This is a genomic window from Streptomyces sp. JW3 (assembly GCF_052216785.1).
Lineage (GTDB): Bacteria > Actinomycetota > Actinomycetes > Streptomycetales > Streptomycetaceae > Streptomyces.
The window spans coordinates 1-15,257 of the sequence record NZ_JBQOUX010000155.1; the positions used below are offsets into that span (position 1 = coordinate 1).

Annotated in this window: 17 protein-coding genes; 8 read left to right on the plus strand and 9 right to left on the minus strand. The window is 73.0% G+C overall.

Annotated elements, in window-relative coordinates; translation table 11 throughout:
* Nucleotides 1–29 precede the first annotated feature (29 nt).
* The 9 genes from ACTT8P_RS35760 to ACTT8P_RS35800 all read right to left on the minus strand — a co-directional run bounded on the left by ACTT8P_RS35760 (nt 30) and on the right by ACTT8P_RS35800 (nt 8,714).
* Nucleotides 30–437: a VOC family protein gene (locus tag ACTT8P_RS35760; protein ID WP_442835970.1), complete on the minus strand. Its 408-nt coding sequence runs from the start codon at nt 435–437 to the stop codon at nt 30–32.
* Nucleotides 434–1,288 (minus strand): ABC transporter ATP-binding protein, encoded by an 855-nt coding sequence (locus tag ACTT8P_RS35765; RefSeq protein WP_442835971.1) that lies wholly within the window; start codon nt 1,286–1,288, stop codon nt 434–436. The genes ACTT8P_RS35760 and ACTT8P_RS35765 overlap by 4 nt, the downstream gene beginning before the upstream one ends.
* Entirely contained in the window at nt 1,285–2,106 is an 822-nt protein-coding gene (locus ACTT8P_RS35770) for an ABC transporter permease (protein ID WP_442835972.1), read from the minus strand. The genes ACTT8P_RS35765 and ACTT8P_RS35770 overlap by 4 nt, the downstream gene beginning before the upstream one ends.
* A 16-nt stretch (nt 2,107–2,122) precedes the next feature.
* Nucleotides 2,123–2,965, minus strand: coding sequence for an ABC transporter permease (locus ACTT8P_RS35775; protein ID WP_442835973.1), 843 nt, complete (start codon nt 2,963–2,965; stop codon nt 2,123–2,125).
* 22 nt (nt 2,966–2,987) lie between these two features.
* A complete protein-coding gene (locus ACTT8P_RS35780; RefSeq protein ID WP_442835974.1) occupies nt 2,988–3,995 on the minus strand; it encodes an ABC transporter substrate-binding protein in 1,008 nt (335 codons plus the stop codon).
* Nucleotides 3,996–4,089: 94 nt separating this feature from the next.
* Nucleotides 4,090–5,442, minus strand: a complete 1,353-nt coding sequence (locus tag ACTT8P_RS35785; protein WP_442835975.1) for an FAD-binding oxidoreductase — start codon at nt 5,440–5,442, stop codon at nt 4,090–4,092.
* Between the two features lie 140 nt (nt 5,443–5,582).
* Entirely contained in the window at nt 5,583–6,956 is a 1,374-nt protein-coding gene (locus ACTT8P_RS35790; RefSeq protein ID WP_442835976.1) for an FAD-binding oxidoreductase, read from the minus strand.
* Nucleotides 6,953–7,897: an amidohydrolase family protein gene (locus ACTT8P_RS35795; RefSeq protein ID WP_442835977.1), complete on the minus strand. Its 945-nt coding sequence runs from the start codon at nt 7,895–7,897 to the stop codon at nt 6,953–6,955. Before ACTT8P_RS35795 ends, ACTT8P_RS35790 begins: the two co-directional genes overlap by 4 nt.
* Nucleotides 7,890–8,714: an SDR family NAD(P)-dependent oxidoreductase gene (locus ACTT8P_RS35800; RefSeq protein WP_442835978.1), complete on the minus strand. Its 825-nt coding sequence runs from the start codon at nt 8,712–8,714 to the stop codon at nt 7,890–7,892. Before ACTT8P_RS35800 ends, ACTT8P_RS35795 begins: the two co-directional genes overlap by 8 nt.
* Before the next feature lie 225 nt (nt 8,715–8,939).
* Here ACTT8P_RS35800 and ACTT8P_RS35805 point away from each other — a divergent pair, with 225 nt between their 5' ends.
* The 8 genes from ACTT8P_RS35805 to ACTT8P_RS35840 all read left to right on the plus strand — a co-directional run bounded on the left by ACTT8P_RS35805 (nt 8,940) and on the right by ACTT8P_RS35840 (nt 15,099).
* Nucleotides 8,940–10,286: a hypothetical protein gene (locus ACTT8P_RS35805; protein WP_442835979.1), complete on the plus strand. Its 1,347-nt coding sequence runs from the start codon at nt 8,940–8,942 to the stop codon at nt 10,284–10,286.
* A complete protein-coding gene (locus tag ACTT8P_RS35810; protein ID WP_442835980.1) occupies nt 10,283–10,900 on the plus strand; it encodes a carboxymuconolactone decarboxylase family protein in 618 nt (205 codons plus the stop codon). The genes ACTT8P_RS35805 and ACTT8P_RS35810 overlap by 4 nt, the downstream gene beginning before the upstream one ends.
* Nucleotides 10,897–11,655, plus strand: coding sequence for a CoA transferase subunit A (locus ACTT8P_RS35815; RefSeq protein ID WP_442835981.1), 759 nt, complete (start codon nt 10,897–10,899; stop codon nt 11,653–11,655). The genes ACTT8P_RS35810 and ACTT8P_RS35815 overlap by 4 nt, the downstream gene beginning before the upstream one ends.
* The gene (locus ACTT8P_RS35820) at nt 11,655–12,350 is read left to right on the plus strand and encodes a CoA transferase subunit B (protein ID WP_442835982.1); all 696 of its coding nucleotides are present in this window, start codon (nt 11,655–11,657) and stop codon (nt 12,348–12,350) included. The genes ACTT8P_RS35815 and ACTT8P_RS35820 overlap by 1 nt, the downstream gene beginning before the upstream one ends.
* A gap of 27 nt (nt 12,351–12,377) precedes the next feature.
* Nucleotides 12,378–13,328: an intradiol ring-cleavage dioxygenase gene (locus ACTT8P_RS35825; RefSeq protein WP_442835983.1), complete on the plus strand. Its 951-nt coding sequence runs from the start codon at nt 12,378–12,380 to the stop codon at nt 13,326–13,328.
* A gap of 5 nt (nt 13,329–13,333) precedes the next feature.
* A complete protein-coding gene (locus ACTT8P_RS35830; protein WP_442835984.1) occupies nt 13,334–14,224 on the plus strand; it encodes a triphosphoribosyl-dephospho-CoA synthase in 891 nt (296 codons plus the stop codon).
* A 475-nt stretch (nt 14,225–14,699) separates the two neighbouring features.
* The gene (locus ACTT8P_RS35835; protein ID WP_442835985.1) at nt 14,700–14,861 is read left to right on the plus strand and encodes a DUF4158 domain-containing protein; all 162 of its coding nucleotides are present in this window, start codon (nt 14,700–14,702) and stop codon (nt 14,859–14,861) included.
* Between the two features lie 22 nt (nt 14,862–14,883).
* Nucleotides 14,884–15,099, plus strand: coding sequence for a hypothetical protein (locus ACTT8P_RS35840; protein WP_442835986.1), 216 nt, complete (start codon nt 14,884–14,886; stop codon nt 15,097–15,099).
* Nucleotides 15,100–15,257 lie beyond the last annotated feature (158 nt).

The window sequence follows — 15,257 nt, forward strand, 5'->3', positions numbered from 1 at the left end:
TCCCGGGGCCGCCCGCACACCCGCCGTGCCTACGTGCGGTCCAGCAGCTCGATCAGGTTGCCGTAGGGGTCGGTCACGAAGGCCATCCGGGCGCCGGGGCGCGGCGCCGGGCAGGGCGGCATGGCCTCCCCTGCGCCGGCCCGCACCAGGCGGGCGTACTCCGCGTCGACGTCGTCCACGCACAGGCACATGTGGCCGTAGCCGAGCGTGGCCGCCGCCTGCAGGGGACTGTCCGCCGCCGGCCCCGGCCGGGCCGTGGGGCGGTGCAGCAACTCGACGCGGAATCCGCTCCCGTGCAGCAGCATCACCCCGCGCAGGTCGGTGTCCGGGATCGCGAAGACGGGGCCGGCGGTGAGGCCGAGTGCCGTGCCGTACCAGGCGGTCGCCGCCTCCAGGTCCGGCACGGACAGGCCCACGTGGTCGAAGCGCGTCGTCATCCGCCGAGCACCGCCGGGTCCGTCTCGCGCCCCGCGTCGCCCTCTTCGGCCGGCCTCTGGCCGGCCGTCGGGGCCTGCACCCCCCGGATCAGGGTCAGCACCCGGGTGCGCAGCTCGGTGAAGCGGGCGTCGGCCCGGGTGGTGAGCTGGTCGCGGTCGGGGCCGAGGTCGACGGTGAGGTTGTCGACGACCGTGGTGGGCCGGCCGCCCAGGACGACGACGCGGTCGCCGAGGTAGACGGCCTCGTCGATGTCGTGGGTGACGACGACGACGGTGATGCCCAGCTTGGCCCGCAGCGACAGCGTCAGGTCCTCCAGGTCGAAGCGGGACTGGGCGTCCACCGAGCCGAAGGGCTCGTCCATCAGCAGCACCGGCGCGTTGTACGCCAGCCCGCGGGCGATGGCGACGCGCTGCTGCATGCCACCGGAGAGCTGCCAAGGGTACTTGTCGCCGACGCCCGTGAGGCCGACGGCGGCCAGGCACTCCTCGGCGCGGGCGGCGCGGGCGGCGCGCTTGACGCCCATGCCCTCCAGCGGGAACGCCACGTTGTCGCGCACCCGCATCCAGGGCAGCAGGGAGCCCCGGTAGTCCTGGAAGACCACCGCGATGTCGGCGAGCGGCTTGGTGACCGGCCGGTCACCGTAGTGGACGGTGCCGGAGGTGGGTTTGGTCAGGCCGGACAGACAGCGCAGCAAGGTGGTCTTGCCGGCGCCGGAGGGGCCGACGACGCAGACGAACTCGCCCGGGTCGACCCGCAGCGACAGTCCCTCGATCACCCGGTGCTCGTCCGCGCCGTGGCCGAACGTCTTGCCGACGTCCGCCACGACCAGGCTGGATCCGCGTGTGTTCACGTTGTGACCTCGTTCCGGGGCGGTGACGTGGTCCGCCGGGTGCGGGGCGGACGCTGGTGGTACCAGCCGAGCAGGGCGTACTCGGCCGCGAGGAGCAGCACGCTCAGGCCGTAGCCGAGGATGCCGATGAGCACGGTGCCGGCCCAGGTCTCGGGCACGGCGAAGTCCGAGCCGGACTGCAGGATGAAGTGGCCGAGGCCGACCGGGGAGCCGTAGATCTCGCTGACCACCATGAGGACCACCGCGATCGACAGGGCGACCCGGACGCCGGCGAAGATCTGCGGCAGGGCGCCGGGCAGCACCACCTTCAGCAGCCGCAGCCGCAGCGGGATGCGGTAGCTGTGCGCGGTCTCCTGCACGGCCGGGTTGACGCCGTGCACGCCGCTGACGGTGTTGAGCAGGATCGGCCACAGGGAGCCGAGGGCGATCAGGAAGATCTTGGGCCCCGCGCCGATGCCGAGGGTGAGGATGATGACGGGGACGAACGCCACCGTCGGGGTCGCGCGGGCGAAGTCCAGCAGCGGGGCGGTCGCCTGCCGCAGCAGCCGTACCTCGCCGATGAGGAGCCCGGCGCCGATGCCGACGGCGGTGGCGACCACCAGCCCCAGCACGATGTTCTTCAGGGAGTACAGCAGGTCGCCGACGAGGCCCTCGTGCAGGAGCTGGTCCCACAGGGTGGCCAGGACGTCGGTGGCGGGCGGGAAGTAGAAGCTGGTGCTGCCCGCGGTGGCGAGCAGCAGGACGGCGACGACCAGCAGCGGCAGCCACAGCTGCTTGACGGCGGACGACCAGAAGGCGCCCTGGGTGGTCTGGGACATGGTGCCTCTTCCCGCCTCAGTCGGTGTGCGCCGGCGGCCGCCAGCGCAGCAGCCGGCCTTCGGCGAACTGGGACAGCAGGGTGATCGCGTAACCGATCGCGCCCGCGGTGAGGATGTACGCGTACGCCTGTCTCGACGCGCCGCCCTGTTGGGCCTGGACGACCTCGTGGCCGATGCCGGGCAGCGTGGTGAGCACCTCGACGCCGATGGCGACCAGGACGGAGGTGGTCGCCGCGAGCCGCAGCCCGGTCATGATCGAGGGTGTCGCGCTGGGCAGGACGACCTTGCGGAACCGCAGGTGCCTGGGGACGCGGAAGCTGTGCACGGTCTCGGTGATCATCGGGGGCACGGAGCGGGCGCCGTACTGGGCCTGGAGGAAGACGGGAAAGACGCAGGCGAGGAAGACGACGGTGCTCTTCATCGTCGGTGTCGAGCCCTGCACCAGCAGGAAGACCGGCAGCAGGGCGATGACGGGGAAGGAGCGCAGGACGTCCACGAGCAGCCGGGAGGACTGCTCGGCCGCGGCGTACGTTCCCGTCACCAGGCCCAGCGGGACGCCCACCACGACGGCCACGACGAAGCCCGTGACGGCGCCGTCGATGGTGTCGCCGACCGCCTGCCAGTAGGTGGCACTGGCGAACAGGTCGGGGAACGCGCGGAGCACCGGCACCGGGCCGGGCAGGGCGGTGGCGCTCACGAAGCCGGCCGCGGCGATACCTGCCCACAGCAGGAGGACCGCGAGGACGGCGGAGAGCTGGAGCAGCAGGAGCCCGCGGCGTCCCGGCCGCCCGGCCGGGGGACGCCGGGCGGGGCGTGCCGCGGCCGGGGGCGGGCGGCGGCTCGTGGTGGAGATGGCCATGGTCGTGTACCTCTGCCGTGTGTCAGTCGCCGGTGCCGGTCGGGGCCTTGTCCCAGTAGATGGCGTCGTCCTCGGGTGCGCTGCTGAGCAGCCCGTACTGGTGCATCTTGGTGATGACGGTGCGCATCATGGTGGTGTCGATGGTCTTGTCGTAGACCGAGTTCTGCGAGTTCTCGATGTAGTCGGCGGAGAGCTGGGTGTACTTCTTGTCGATCGCCTTGACCGCGTCGGGGTGCTGGTTGGCGTAGGTGATGGCCTTGGCGACGGCGCCGGTGAACTTCTCCGCCGTGGCGGTGTTCTTCGACAGGTACTCCTGGCTGGCGAAGAGCACGCCCTGGGTGAGGCCGGGCAGGTCGTTCATCCCCTGGCCGATCGAGGTCAGCCCGGCCTGCTTGCCGGCCGCGTAGAAGGCGCCGAAGGAGAAGACGGCGTCGGTCTTGCCGCTCTGGGCAGCGTCGGTCAGCGAAGTGGTCGGCAGCGAGACGAACTTGATCTTGTCGGGATCGGCGCCGGCCTTCTCGGTCAGGTACTCCACGGCGAACTGGATGGTGCCGCCGAGCGCCGACAGGCCCACGGTCTTGCCCTCCAGATCGGCGAAGGACTTGATGGAGCTGCCCTTCTTGACCAGCAGGCCGTCGGTGGGATCGACCTCGTCGGTGGCGTTGACCAGCCCGGTCGCGATGCGGATCGGCATGTTCTTCGCGGCGCCCTTGAGGAAGCCGGAACAGTCCGTCATCGCGAACTGTGCCTCGCCGTTGAGGACCGACGGCGCGTTCTGCGAGGTGTCCTGGGCACCGGCCTTGATGGTGACGTCCAGCCCGGCGTCCTCGAAGTAGCCCTGCTGCTGGGCTATGTAGAGCGGCTCGAACAGCGCGCCGTTGGAGCGCAGCACGGTGATCTTCGAGGTGCCGTCGCCGGAGGCGGTGGAGGAGGCTCCGGAGCCGCAGGCGGCGACCGGGGCGGTGACGGCGAGCGTCACCAGGGCGATGGAGAGGCGGCGGCCCAGCGGGTTTCTCGTGCGCTTCGGCATGCGGGTGTGCTCCTTTGCACGGTGGTGCTCGGTGGCTGCGGCTCGGGTGGTTCGGGTGGTTCGCGCGGTTCGGCTCGGACAGGGCGTCGGGTCGTCAGGGCCGGCGGGCGACGGCGTAGGCGGTGGTGGACTCGGCGGGGGTCATGTAGGTGCGGAAGAGTCCGTCGGGGTCGTAGCCGCCGCGGATCTTCTCCAGGCGTTCGGCGTTCTCGGCGCTGAGGCCGAGGTCGAAGCGGTCGGCCAGGTTGTTGTCGGAGAACTGCAGCCCCTTGGAGAGGTGCTGTACGGCGGCCAGGGAGCCGTGCGCCCAGTTCTCGTGCGCGAGGTCCTCGGCCGGGTCGCTCCAGCCGGCATTGGGCGAGAGGTAGGCCTTGGCCTGGGTGGACCAGCAGGCGTCGGGGCGCGGCGGGTAGTGGCCCCACAGCATCCACAGGACGAAGCCGGTGCCGGCCGGGATCTCGTCGAGGACGGGCGCCGCGGCGGTGAGGATCTCCTCGACGGGGCCTTCGGCCCATACGCCGTCCACGGCCCAGCGCAGCCCCTCGGGGTTGAGCCGGTCGGCGATGTCGTACAGCTCCTCGATGGTGGTCTCCTGGCCGACGACCGCGCGGACCGCCCGGTCGCGGAAGGGCGCGTCCTCCAGCGGGGCGAGCGCCTCGGGGCCGTGCTCGGGGGTGCAGAAGGCGGTGGCGGTCACGGAGACCGTGCGGGTGTCCAGGCCGGGGGTGAAGCCGATCTTGGCGGAGAACTCGACGGTGGTGGGCAGGGTGTCAAGGAGGTCGTAGGTCCAGGCCAGCACCTCGTCGCGCAGGTCCAGCGGGTAGCTGTGCACGGTGCGGACGATGGTCGTGGGGCGGTCGTACACGCTCAGGTGGAAGCGGGTGACGACGCCGAAGAAGCCGGGGCCGCTGCCGCGCGCCGCCCACAGCAGGTCCGGGTGGGTGGCGTCGGTGGCGTGCACCAGGGTGCCGTCGGCGAGGACCACGTCGACGGCGCGGATGCTCAGGCAGGCCGGTCCGAGGTGGCGGGAGTTCCAGCCGTAGCCGCCGCCGAGGATGAAGCCGCCGATGCCGACGGTGGGCGCGTGGCCGGTGGGGAAGAACAGCCCGTGCGGGGCGAGCGCCGCCTGGACGGCGGGGCCCTTGGCGGACGGCTGGACGGTGGCGGTCCGGGCGGCGGAGTCGACGGTGATCTCCTGGAGGCGGGAGAGGTCGACGAGGAGTCCGCCGTCGCGCACCCCGTTGCCGACCCAGCTGTGGCCGCCGGAGCGGACGGAGATCCGGTGCCCCTCCTCGCGGGCGAGCCGCACGGCCCGTACGACGTCCTGCTCATCCTCGGCGAGGACGATGACGTCGGGGAATCGCTCGGGCTTGCGGGCGTTCCACACGGCACCGAGGCGGGCCTGCTCGTAGCCGGTATCCCCTCGGCGGATGACGGATCCGCGCATACTCTGGGCAGACATCGGTTCGGACGACGCCGACAACTCAGACAACTCAGACTCCTTCGATGCAGACGCCCTGACGTTACTGTCGACAGAAAACGACGGTCAAGGGTCGATACGACGCTAGTTCTTAGTTTCTGTCGACACTAGGCGGGCTTTCCGGCACGCCGCCGGACGGCCAGCGCCGTGGTGGACTCCTCCGGGGACAGATAGGCGCGGAACAGCCGGTCCGGGTCGTACCGCTCCCGCAGCCCCTCCAGCCGTGCCGCCTGCTCCGCGTCCAGCCCGTGGTCGGGCCGGTCGGCCGGATTGGCGTCGGCGAACTGGGCGCCGCGGGCGACCGGGTCGAGGTCCCGCAGCGCCTCGTGCGCCCAGGTCTCGTTCAGCAGGTCGTCGGCGGGGTCGTGCCACACGGCGTTCGGCGAGAAGTACAGCCTGCCCTGGGTGGACCAGCAGGCGTTCTCCCGGGTGGGCTGCCCGCCCCAGAGCATCCACAGCAGGAAGCTCTCCCGGTTGGGAAGGCCGTCCAGCACCCCCCGCCCGGCCGCCAGAACCCGCTGCACGGGCGCGTCGGTCCACACCCCGTCGACGGCGTAGCGCCGCCCCTTGGGGGTGAGGCCGTCGGAGAGGGCGTACAAGTCGTCCAGGCTCGACGGCCGGCGTTCCACCCGGCGCAGGGCATGCCGCAGGAACGGCGCCTTTTCCAGGGGCTCCAGCATCTCGGGGCCCTCCCCCGGGGTGCAGAAGGCCGCCGCCGTGATCATCGTGGTCGGCTGCTCGACGCCGGGCGTGAAGGCGACCTTGGCCGACATCTCCAGGGAGTCCGAGATCTCCGGGACGGTGTCGTAGGTCCAGGCCAGCACCTCGTCGCGCAGCTCGTACGGGAAGACGTACGCGCTGCGCAGGATCTGCTCGTAGGCCGGATGCACGCGCAGGTGGAAGCGGGTGACGACGGCGAAGAAGCCGGGCCCCGAGCCGCGTACCGCCCACATCAGGTCGGGGTGGGTCTCGTCGGTGGCGTGCACGAGGGTGCCGTCGGCCAGCACGGCGTCGACGCCCTCCACGCTGAAGCAGGCCGGGCCGAGGGCGCGGGAGTTCCAGCCGTAGCCGCCGCCGAGCAGGAAGCCGCCCACCCCGACGGACGGGCAGTGTCCGCTGGGGAAGACCAGGCCCTCGGCGGCGAGCAGCGCGTTGAAGCGGGTGCCCTGGACGGCGGGACGGACGGTGGCCCGGCGGTTCGGGGCGTCGATCACGACCTCGTCCAGGGTGGAGAGGTCGATCAGCAGGCCGCCGTCGCGCACCCCGTTGCCGATCCAGCTGTGCCCGCCGGAGCGCACGGAGACCCGCAGGCCCCGGGCGGCGGCCCAGCGCACGCCCGCTTGGACGTCCCTGTCGCCGGCGGCGAGAAGGATGGCGTCCGGGTGGCGGTCGGGCTTGCGCTCGTTCCACACGGCGCCGAGCCGTGCCTCCTCGTAGCCGGGGGCGCCCCGGGTCAGGAGGCGTCCGTCGAAGCCGGTCATGGCTGCTCCTTGCGCGGGTCGGCCGGGCCGGGTGCGGGGACCGGCGGGAAGTCGAAGAGGTCGGCCGGGTTGTCGACCAGGAGGCGGCGCAGCCCGTCCTGGTCGGGGGCGATGTCGGCCAGGAGGTCCACCAGCAGGCCGTCGTCGGGGGCCGCGCCCTCGATGTTCACGTGCGGGTAGTCGGTGCCCCACACCACCCGCTCGGGCGCCTGCGCCACCAGGGAGGCGGCCAGCGCGACGGCGTCGGCCCAGGGCGGGCCCTGGCGCGAGACCCGGTCCACGCCGCTCACCTTGAGCCAGACGTCCCCGGTGTCCAGCAGGGCGCGCAGACCGCGCAGGGCGCGGCCGCGCGGGCCGTCGGCGAGGTTCACCCGGGCGAGGTGGTCGATGACCACCCGGCCGGGCAGGGACCGGATGAGGTCGGCGTGGTCGGCCACCTCGGAGCCGGTGACGTGGAGTTCGGTGACCCAGCCGAGTCCGTCGACCCGTTCCAGGACGGAGGCGATCTCCTCGCGGGTGGGGGCGGTGCGCAGATGCGGCAGGAAGTTGAGCCGGAAGCCGCGCACCCCCGCGCGGTGCAGTTCCTCGATCTCGGCGCGGGTGGTCGCCGGTCCGATCAGGGCGATGCCGCGCAGCCGGCCGCCGCCGGCCGCCAGGGCGTCCAGCAGCACCCGGTGGTCCGAGCCGTTGCAGGAGGACTGGACCACCACCGCGCGGGACAGCCCCAGGTGGGCGTGGAGCGCGGCGAGCTGTTCCTTGGGGGCGTCGACGGGGGTGAAGGTGCGCTCGGGCGCGTAGGGGAAGACGGCGGACGGGCCGAGGATGTGGCAGTGCGCGTCGCAGCTCCCGGGCGGCAGTTCCAGCGAGGGTCTGCGCGGGGCGGGGTGCGGGGGCGGGCAGCCGGGCGAGGGCGCCGCCTGGCGCAGGACGGGTTCAGTCACAGCGGGCCGTCATTCCGCCGTCGACGACTATCTCGGTGCCGGTGACGAACCGGGCCTCCTCGGAGGCGAGGAAGAGCGCCGCGTACGCCGTGTCCCGGCCGTCGCCCATGAACCCCAGCGGGATGCGGGCCTGGCGCTGGGCGAGGAGTTTCGCCACGTCCCCGCCGGCCCTCTGGTGGGCGAGGCGTGCCTCGACCATCGGGGTGTGCAGCTGGCCGGGCACGACGGTGTTGACCCGGACCCGGTCGGGCGCGTACTGGACGGCCGTGACGCGGGAGAGCTGGATCACCGCCGCCTTGGCCGCCGCGTAGCCGACCTGCGCGGCGCCGGTCCAGCGCAGTCCGGAGGCGGAGGCGGTGTTGACGATCGAGCCGCCCCCGCCGCGCCGCATGATCGGCACGACCTCCTTGCAGGCGAGGAAGGCGCTGGTGAGGTTGGTGCGCAGCTGGCTGTCCCAGTCCTCCAGGGAGAGTTCGGCCACTCCTCCGGCGCGGGAGCCGCCGACGTTGTTGACCAGGATGTCGATCCGGCCGGCGGCCCGCCCGGTCTGCTCGAAGTACTCCCGGACGGCGTCCGGTTCGGTCACGTCGAGGAGCTGGGTGTGGGCCGTTCCGCCCTCTTCGCGGATCTGCCGGGCGGTGACCTCCAGGGCGTCCTTGTCGCGGTCGGTCAGGTACACGGTGGCGCCTTCGCGGGCGAAGACGACGGCGGTGGCGCGGCCGTTGCCCCAGCCCGGGCCGACACTGCCGGCGCCGCTGATGACGGCGGTCCGCCCGGCCAGGCGGCCGGACCGCGCGGGGGGATCGTCGTGGGTCACGGGTGTCTCCCTCGGTTCGGGTCGTACGGGTGCGGTGCGGCGTGAAGCGCTCCGACTGCCGAGAGTCTCACCTAGTGTCGACAGGAAGTAAACACATTCGCGGCAATCCGCTGTTCACGACCGCCCCCACTTCGCAAGAATGTTCAGAGTGTCGACAGCAAAGGAGGTGGGGTGTTTGAATGGCGGGCAGCAGGACCGTTGCCGAGACAGCCGCCCGGAGGGCCCATGGACAAGCCGGCCGTGTTCACCGACGAGGAGGTCGCCCGCTTCCGCGCGGAGCTGGCCGCCGCCCGCGAGCCGGGCGCGTACGAGCCGGGCCGCTGGTCGGTGAGCCCTCTCAACCGCCGCGCCGGGGTGCGGGGCCCGATGCCCGGCTCGGTGCGCCTGCGCGACGCCACCCTGCGGTCGGTGGAGACCCTGCCGGGCGTCGTCGCCCCCACCGCGGCCAAGGAGGCGTACCTGCGCCGGCTGGTCGGCGCCGGAGTGGGCGAGGTCGTCACCGCCGGGCTCGCCGGGCGCGACGACGCGGCGCTGCGCGCCGAGGTCGAGGTCATCAAGGGCGAGAACGACCACTGCCGGGCCGTCCTGCCCCTGCTGCGCACCACGACGGACATCGACCGCGCCGCCGAGGCCGGCTACGACGGGGTGCAGATCTGGGTGCAGGGCCTGGGCGAGGCGTCCCTCATCTACCACCCGGCCGTCTACCAGAAGGCGTGGCGGGGCGAGCAGTGGCGCACCCGGGACACCCGGCTCGGCCGGGCCGGCGTCCTGGCCCGCGCGGTGTCCCTGATCCGGCACGCCCGCGACCGCGGCCTGGACGCGATCGCGCCGATGCTGATGGTGTCGTACCTGACCGAGGAGGTGCTGGAGGAGACGGTCGCCGTGCTCACCGGCGCGGGCGCCACCGAACTCACCCTCTTCGACGGCCCCGGCGCCATGAGCCCCGAGGCGTACGCCCACCTCGTCACCCGCACCAAGGAACTCGCCCCCGAGGTGCAGGTGGGCCTGCACCCGCACAACACCTTCGGACTGGCGGTGGGCTGCGCGGTCGGCGCGGTCCGGGCCGGCGCCGACGTCGTGGAGCTGTCCGTCAACGGCTACTGCGGCGGCCCCGGCAACGCCGATCTCGCCGCCACCGCCATGGCCTTCGAGACGCTGTACGGGGTGCGCACCGGCATCCGGACCCGGCGACTGACCGAACTGGCCCGCGCGGCGGAGGAGCTGACCGGGTATCACGTCGCCTGGAACCACCCCGTGACCGGCACGCACGCCTTCTCCTGGGGCGGGATGGACCTCATCACCCAGGAGACCGCCGTCGACCCGCTGCTCCACAACTGCCTGGAGCCCACCCTCGTCGGCAACACCCGCAAGGTCCCCTTCACCCCCGACAGCGGCCCCTACACCCTCGCCGACAAGCTGGCCGCGCTGGGTGTCGACAGCACGGTCGAGCAGGTCGACGAGGTGCTGCGGCGGGCCCGTGCGCTCATGGCCCGCGAGGGCAGACTGCTCACCGACGCGGATCTCGCCTCGCTGGCCCGCGAGGTCGCGGACGGGACGGGGACGCGGCCGTGACCCCACCGGACCGCCCCGGCCGGCTGCCCCTGTTCGACCCGGACCGGCTCTCCCCCGAACAGCGCGCCCTGTACGAGGAGATCACCGGCGGCCCCCGCGCCGCCGGCCCCCGGCTCTTCGACCTCACCGACGCCCACGGGCATCTGCACGGGCCCTTCAACGCCATGCTGACCAGTCCCCGGCTCGGCGGCGCGCTCCAGGCCCTGGGCTCGGCCGTCCGCTTCGGGACGTCGCTGCCGCCGCGGGTGCGCGAGACCGCGATCCTGGTGGTCGCCACCGTGTGGGACAGCGCCTTCGAGCGGTACGCCCACGAGGCCGCGGGCGAGGCCGCGGGACTGACCGGGCAGGAGCTGCGGGCCCTGTGCGAGGGCACCGACCCCGGCTTCACCGACGCCTTCGAGCGGGCCGCCTGGTCGGCCGCGCGCACCCTCGCCGCCCGCCCCGACGGACTCGACGACGCCTGGTACGCGGCGGCCCGCGCCGCCCTCGGCGAGGCCGCCCTGTTCGAACTGTCCACGCTCGTCGGCTACTACGCCACCCTCGCCCTGCAACTGCGTCTGTTCGCCGTCCCCGCGCCGACGGCACCGGTCACCGGCAAGGAGCCCCAGCCGTGAACAAGCTCTGCGCGAACGCCGCCGAGGCGGTGCGCGACATGACCGACGGCTCGTCACTGGCCGTCGGCGGCTTCGGCCTCAGCGGGGTGCCGGAGGTCCTGATCGGCGCGCTGTACGAGCAGGGCGCCGCCTCGCTGTCGGTGGTCTCCAACAACTGCGGCGTCGACGGGGCCGGGCTGGGCGTCCTGCTCGCCGCCCGCCGCATCACCCGGGTGACCGGTTCCTACGTCGGTGAGAACAAGGAGTTCGCCCGGCAGTACCTCTCCGGTGAGCTGGAGGTCGAGCTGGTGCCGCAGGGCACGCTGGCCGAGCGGCTGCGCGCCGGGGGCTGCGGCATTCCGGCCTTCTACACTCCGGCCGGGGTCGGCACCCAGGTCGCCGACGGCGGGCTGCCCTGGCGGTACACCGGCGACGGGAGGGGTGTTGCCGTCGCCTCCCCGGCCAAGGAGAGCCGGGTCTTCGCCGGCCGGACGTACGTCCTGGAGCACGGCATCACCACCGACTACGCGCTGGTACGGGCCTGGCGCGGCGACCGCCACGGCAATCTGGTCTTCCGCGGCACCGCCGGCAACTTCAACCCGTTGGCCGCGATGGCCGGCCGGATCACCGTCGCCGAGGTCGAGGAACTGGTCGAGCCCAGTGCCCTCGGCCCCGGCCAGGTGCACGTGCCCGGTGTGTTCGTGCAGCGGGTGGTGGCGCTGACCCGCGAGCAGGCGACCGCGAAGAGGATCGAGAAGAGGACGGTGCGCGCCTGATGGCCTGGACCCGTGACCAGATGGCGGCCCGGGCCGCCCTGGAGCTGGCCGACGGTGCGTACGTGAACCTGGGCATCGGCCTGCCCACCGCGATCCCCGGGCACCTGCCGGCGGGCGTGCACGTCACCCTGCACTCCGAGAACGGCCTCCTCGGCACCGGCCCGTATCCGCGCGAGCACGAGGTCGACCCGGACCTGATCAACGCCGGCAAGGAGACGGTCACCGTACTGCCGGGCGGGTCCTTCTTCGACTCGGCGCTCTCCTTCGGCATGATCCGCGGCGGCCACATCGACACCGCCGTGCTCGGCGCCCTTCAGGTGTCCGGGGACGGCGACCTCGCCAACTGGACCGTTCCCGGAAAGATGATCAAGGGGATGGGCGGGGCCATGGACCTAGTGCACGGCGCCCGCCGGGTCGTCGTCCTGATGGAGCACACCGCCAAGGACGGCAGCCCGAAACTGGTGGAGCGCTGCACGCTGCCCCTGACCGGCCGGGCGTGTGTGCACCGGATCGTCACCGACCTCGCGGTGCTGGACGTCACTCCGGCCGGCCTGGTGCTGCGGGAGACGGCGCCCGGGGTCGGCGCGGCCGAGGTGGTCGCCCGCACGGCCGCCGCGGTGCGCGTGGACGAGGTGGCCGGCCCGGCGGCCGGTGCGACCTCACAGGCGATTCCCAGCGCTGATCCAGCGCAATGAGGGACAGCTCTCCTAGCGTCCGTGTACATGACGGGAATACACAAAGGCAACAAACTGACCCGTCGCCGGGCCCTCGCGGTCACCGGCGGCACAGCCGCGGCGGGCGGACTGGCGATCGCCGGTTACCAGATCGCGTCCGCCGAGACGAACACCGAGGCCGCGGCGAGCGCCACGGGCTCGGCCTCGCCCTCGGCGTCGGCTTCGTCCGGCTCCACCTGCATGCAGCTGATGACCAGTGTCACCGAAGGGCCGTACTACCTGGACGGCGCCCTGGTCCGCAAGGACATCACCGAGGGCAAGAGCGGTGTCCCGCTGACCCTGCGCCTGACCGTCGTCGACGCCACCGACGGCTGTACGCCGGTGCCCGGCGCGGCCGTGGAGATCTGGCACTGCGACGCCTGGGGGTACTACTCCGGCTACACCACCGCGAACCCCGGCGGCTCGGCCCCCGCCGAGAGCGAGGACGGCTCCACCGCCGACGACGCCACCTATCTGCGCGGCTACCAGATCGCCAACGCGAACGGGGTCGTGAAGTTCACGACGATCTTCCCCGGCTGGTACACCCCGCGCACCTGCCACATCCACGTCAAGGTGCACACCGGCGGCCAGAAGGAGGACGGCACCTACGAGGGCGGCAAGGTCAACTACACCGGCCAGCTGTTCTTCGACGACGACATCGCCCAGGAGATCTTCACCCTGGAGCCGTACTCGAAGCACACCGGCAGCTACACCGAGCTCGCCGACGACATGGTCTACGACGACAGCGGAGCCGCCGGCGGCCTGCTCACCCTGAAGGCGGTGCACAAGAACAACCCCGCCAAGGGTTACAAGGGCTCCCTCACCCTGGGCATCGACCCCGACACGGAGAACACCGGCGCGGGCAGCGGCGAGGGCGGCGGCGGCACTCCGCCCGACGGCACCCCGCCCGCCGACGCGCCCAGCGGTTCGGCGTCCCCGTCGGCCACGGCCGCCTCGTAGGCGCCGTGGGGAGCCGTGCGGCCGGCGGGACGGTCCAGGACGAGGCGCTCGCGCGGGCCGCGGTGACCGCGCTGACCGAGCAGCTGGCGCTCGCGCCGAAGCCGGGCCTGCCCGACCCCCGCGACCTGTCCGCCCGCGCCACCCGACTGGATCACCGCGCCCTGCGCTGGTCGGCGAAGGCGCTCACGCCCGGCCTCGCGGCGATGGCCGCCGCCGCGCGCCGCAACGGCCGTCCCTCACCGAGACTCCGCGCCGAACTGGGCGCCATCGGGCGGTGCGCCGAGCACTCCCTCGCGCTGACCGGCGGCGGCCACCGCGGCGCGCTGTGGACGCTGGGGCTGCTGGTGGCCTCGGCCGCCCTCACCCCCGGCGCCGACGGCGCGGAGGTCGCCGCGACCGCGGGACGACTGGCCGCGCATCCCGACCGGGGCGCGCCCCGGCGGCCCTCGCGCGGGTCGACGGTGTCGGCGAAGTACGGCGCGCCCGGCGCCCGGGGCGAGGCGCGGGCCGCCTTCCCGCACGTGCGCCGGGCGCTCACCGCGCTCACCGCCGCCCGGCGGGCCGGCGCCACCGAGACGCGGGCCCGGCTGGACGCGCTGCTCACCGTGGTGTCCACCCTCCAGGACACCGAGCTGCTGTACACGGCCGGCCCGCCCGGGCTGCGCCAGGTGCAGGCGGGCGCCCGCGCGGCCCTGGAGGCGGGCGGCACGGCGACCCCGGCGGGTGCCGAGCTGCTGGCCGCCCTCGATGACGAGCTGCGGGAGCACGCCTGGAGCCCCCGCGGCAGCGCGGGCCTGCTCGCGGGGGCACTGTTCCTGGACGCGCTGCCGTCGGTGCGCGTGCCGGGCGCGGCGGTGTCCGCCGGGTGTGCACCGCCTGACCGGCGAGCCACCTGACCCGCGAGCTGCCTGATGCACGGTCCGCCGTCAGGCAGTCGTGGCCACGATGGGGCGGAGCTGTCCTCCCCGTCGTCCGCAGCCGCGTCCGCGTGCTCGGCCCGAGTGCGCGGGGGACAGCGGGAATCGACCTCGCATGGCGACGGCTGGCCGGCCGGGCGGTCGCCGACCACATGCACACCGGCCACGGAGCCCCGTACACGAGCCGGGCCTTCGCTGAAGCCCGCAGGCCGGCAGGGGTTCGGCGAAGCGTGAGCGCGGTCGGATCCAGCGCGGACAACGCACTCGCCGAGTCCTTCAACGCGACCTTCAAACGCGAGACCCCGCAGGGCCGAAAGAGCTGGCCGACCGAGCGCGGGGCCCGACTCGACGCCTTCAGATGGCTTCACCGCTGCAAGGCCCAGGTGTCCCAGCTCGGACAGCAGCCGCAAAGTAGGTCGCGGGCAGCCGAACGCCGGCAGACGGCGACTGGGACTTGGCGAACAAGAGCGGGACGACCCGACTCGGCTTCAGCCTGTCGCTGAAGTTCTTCGAGCTGGAAGGCCGGTTCCCCGATGCGCTGGAAGAGGTCCCGTCGGTCGCGGTGGAGTACGTCGCCGGTCTGGTGAAGGTTCCGGCCGCCGTGCTTCAGGGGTGACAACACCGCCTACCGGCCGGTGATGGACGCGATGAGGCTGCTGACGAAGTACGCTGACGTCGACGGCGTGGCGCGCAAGGACTGGCGCGAGGCGGTCGCCGATGACCAGGGCCGCGTCGAGCGCATCCCGTACGAGCTGTGCGCGCTTCTGGCGCCGCGGGACGCGGTGCGCCGCCGCGAGATCTACGTCGAGGGCGCGGCCCGCTGGTGTAATCCGGAGCACGGCCTGCCCGGGTGAACCGTTCCGGGTTCTGTAGAGACTTCAGATTGTGGTTGTTACTTGGGGTTCCGGGGTCGCGAGGTAGTAGTTGGTCTCGCATTCGACTGGTGGGATGTGCCCGATCTCACCGTGGAGTCGGCGATGGCAGTACCAGTCGATCCACTCGGCGGTGGCGA

Bases quoted from the DNA above. Each gene is read 5' to 3' on its own strand.
- ACTT8P_RS35760 (WP_442835970.1), bottom strand. From the start codon at position 437: ATGACGACGCGCTTCGACCACGTGGGCCTGTCCGTGCCGGACCTGGAG.
- ACTT8P_RS35770 (WP_442835972.1), bottom strand. From the start codon at position 2,106: ATGTCCCAGACCACCCAGGGCGCCTTCTGGTCGTCCGCCGTCAAGCAG.
- ACTT8P_RS35775 (WP_442835973.1), bottom strand. From the start codon at position 2,965: ATGGCCATCTCCACCACGAGCCGCCGCCCGCCCCCGGCCGCGGCACGC.
- ACTT8P_RS35780 (WP_442835974.1), bottom strand. From the start codon at position 3,995: ATGCCGAAGCGCACGAGAAACCCGCTGGGCCGCCGCCTCTCCATCGCC.
- ACTT8P_RS35785 (WP_442835975.1), bottom strand. From the start codon at position 5,442: ATGCGCGGATCCGTCATCCGCCGAGGGGATACCGGCTACGAGCAGGCC.
- ACTT8P_RS35790 (WP_442835976.1), bottom strand. From the start codon at position 6,956: ATGACCGGCTTCGACGGACGCCTCCTGACCCGGGGCGCCCCCGGCTAC.
- ACTT8P_RS35805 (WP_442835979.1), top strand. From the start codon at position 8,940: ATGGACAAGCCGGCCGTGTTCACCGACGAGGAGGTCGCCCGCTTCCGC.
- ACTT8P_RS35820 (WP_442835982.1), top strand. From the start codon at position 11,655: ATGGCCTGGACCCGTGACCAGATGGCGGCCCGGGCCGCCCTGGAGCTG.
- ACTT8P_RS35825 (WP_442835983.1), top strand. From the start codon at position 12,378: ATGACGGGAATACACAAAGGCAACAAACTGACCCGTCGCCGGGCCCTC.
- ACTT8P_RS35840 (WP_442835986.1), top strand. From the start codon at position 14,884: ATGGACGCGATGAGGCTGCTGACGAAGTACGCTGACGTCGACGGCGTG.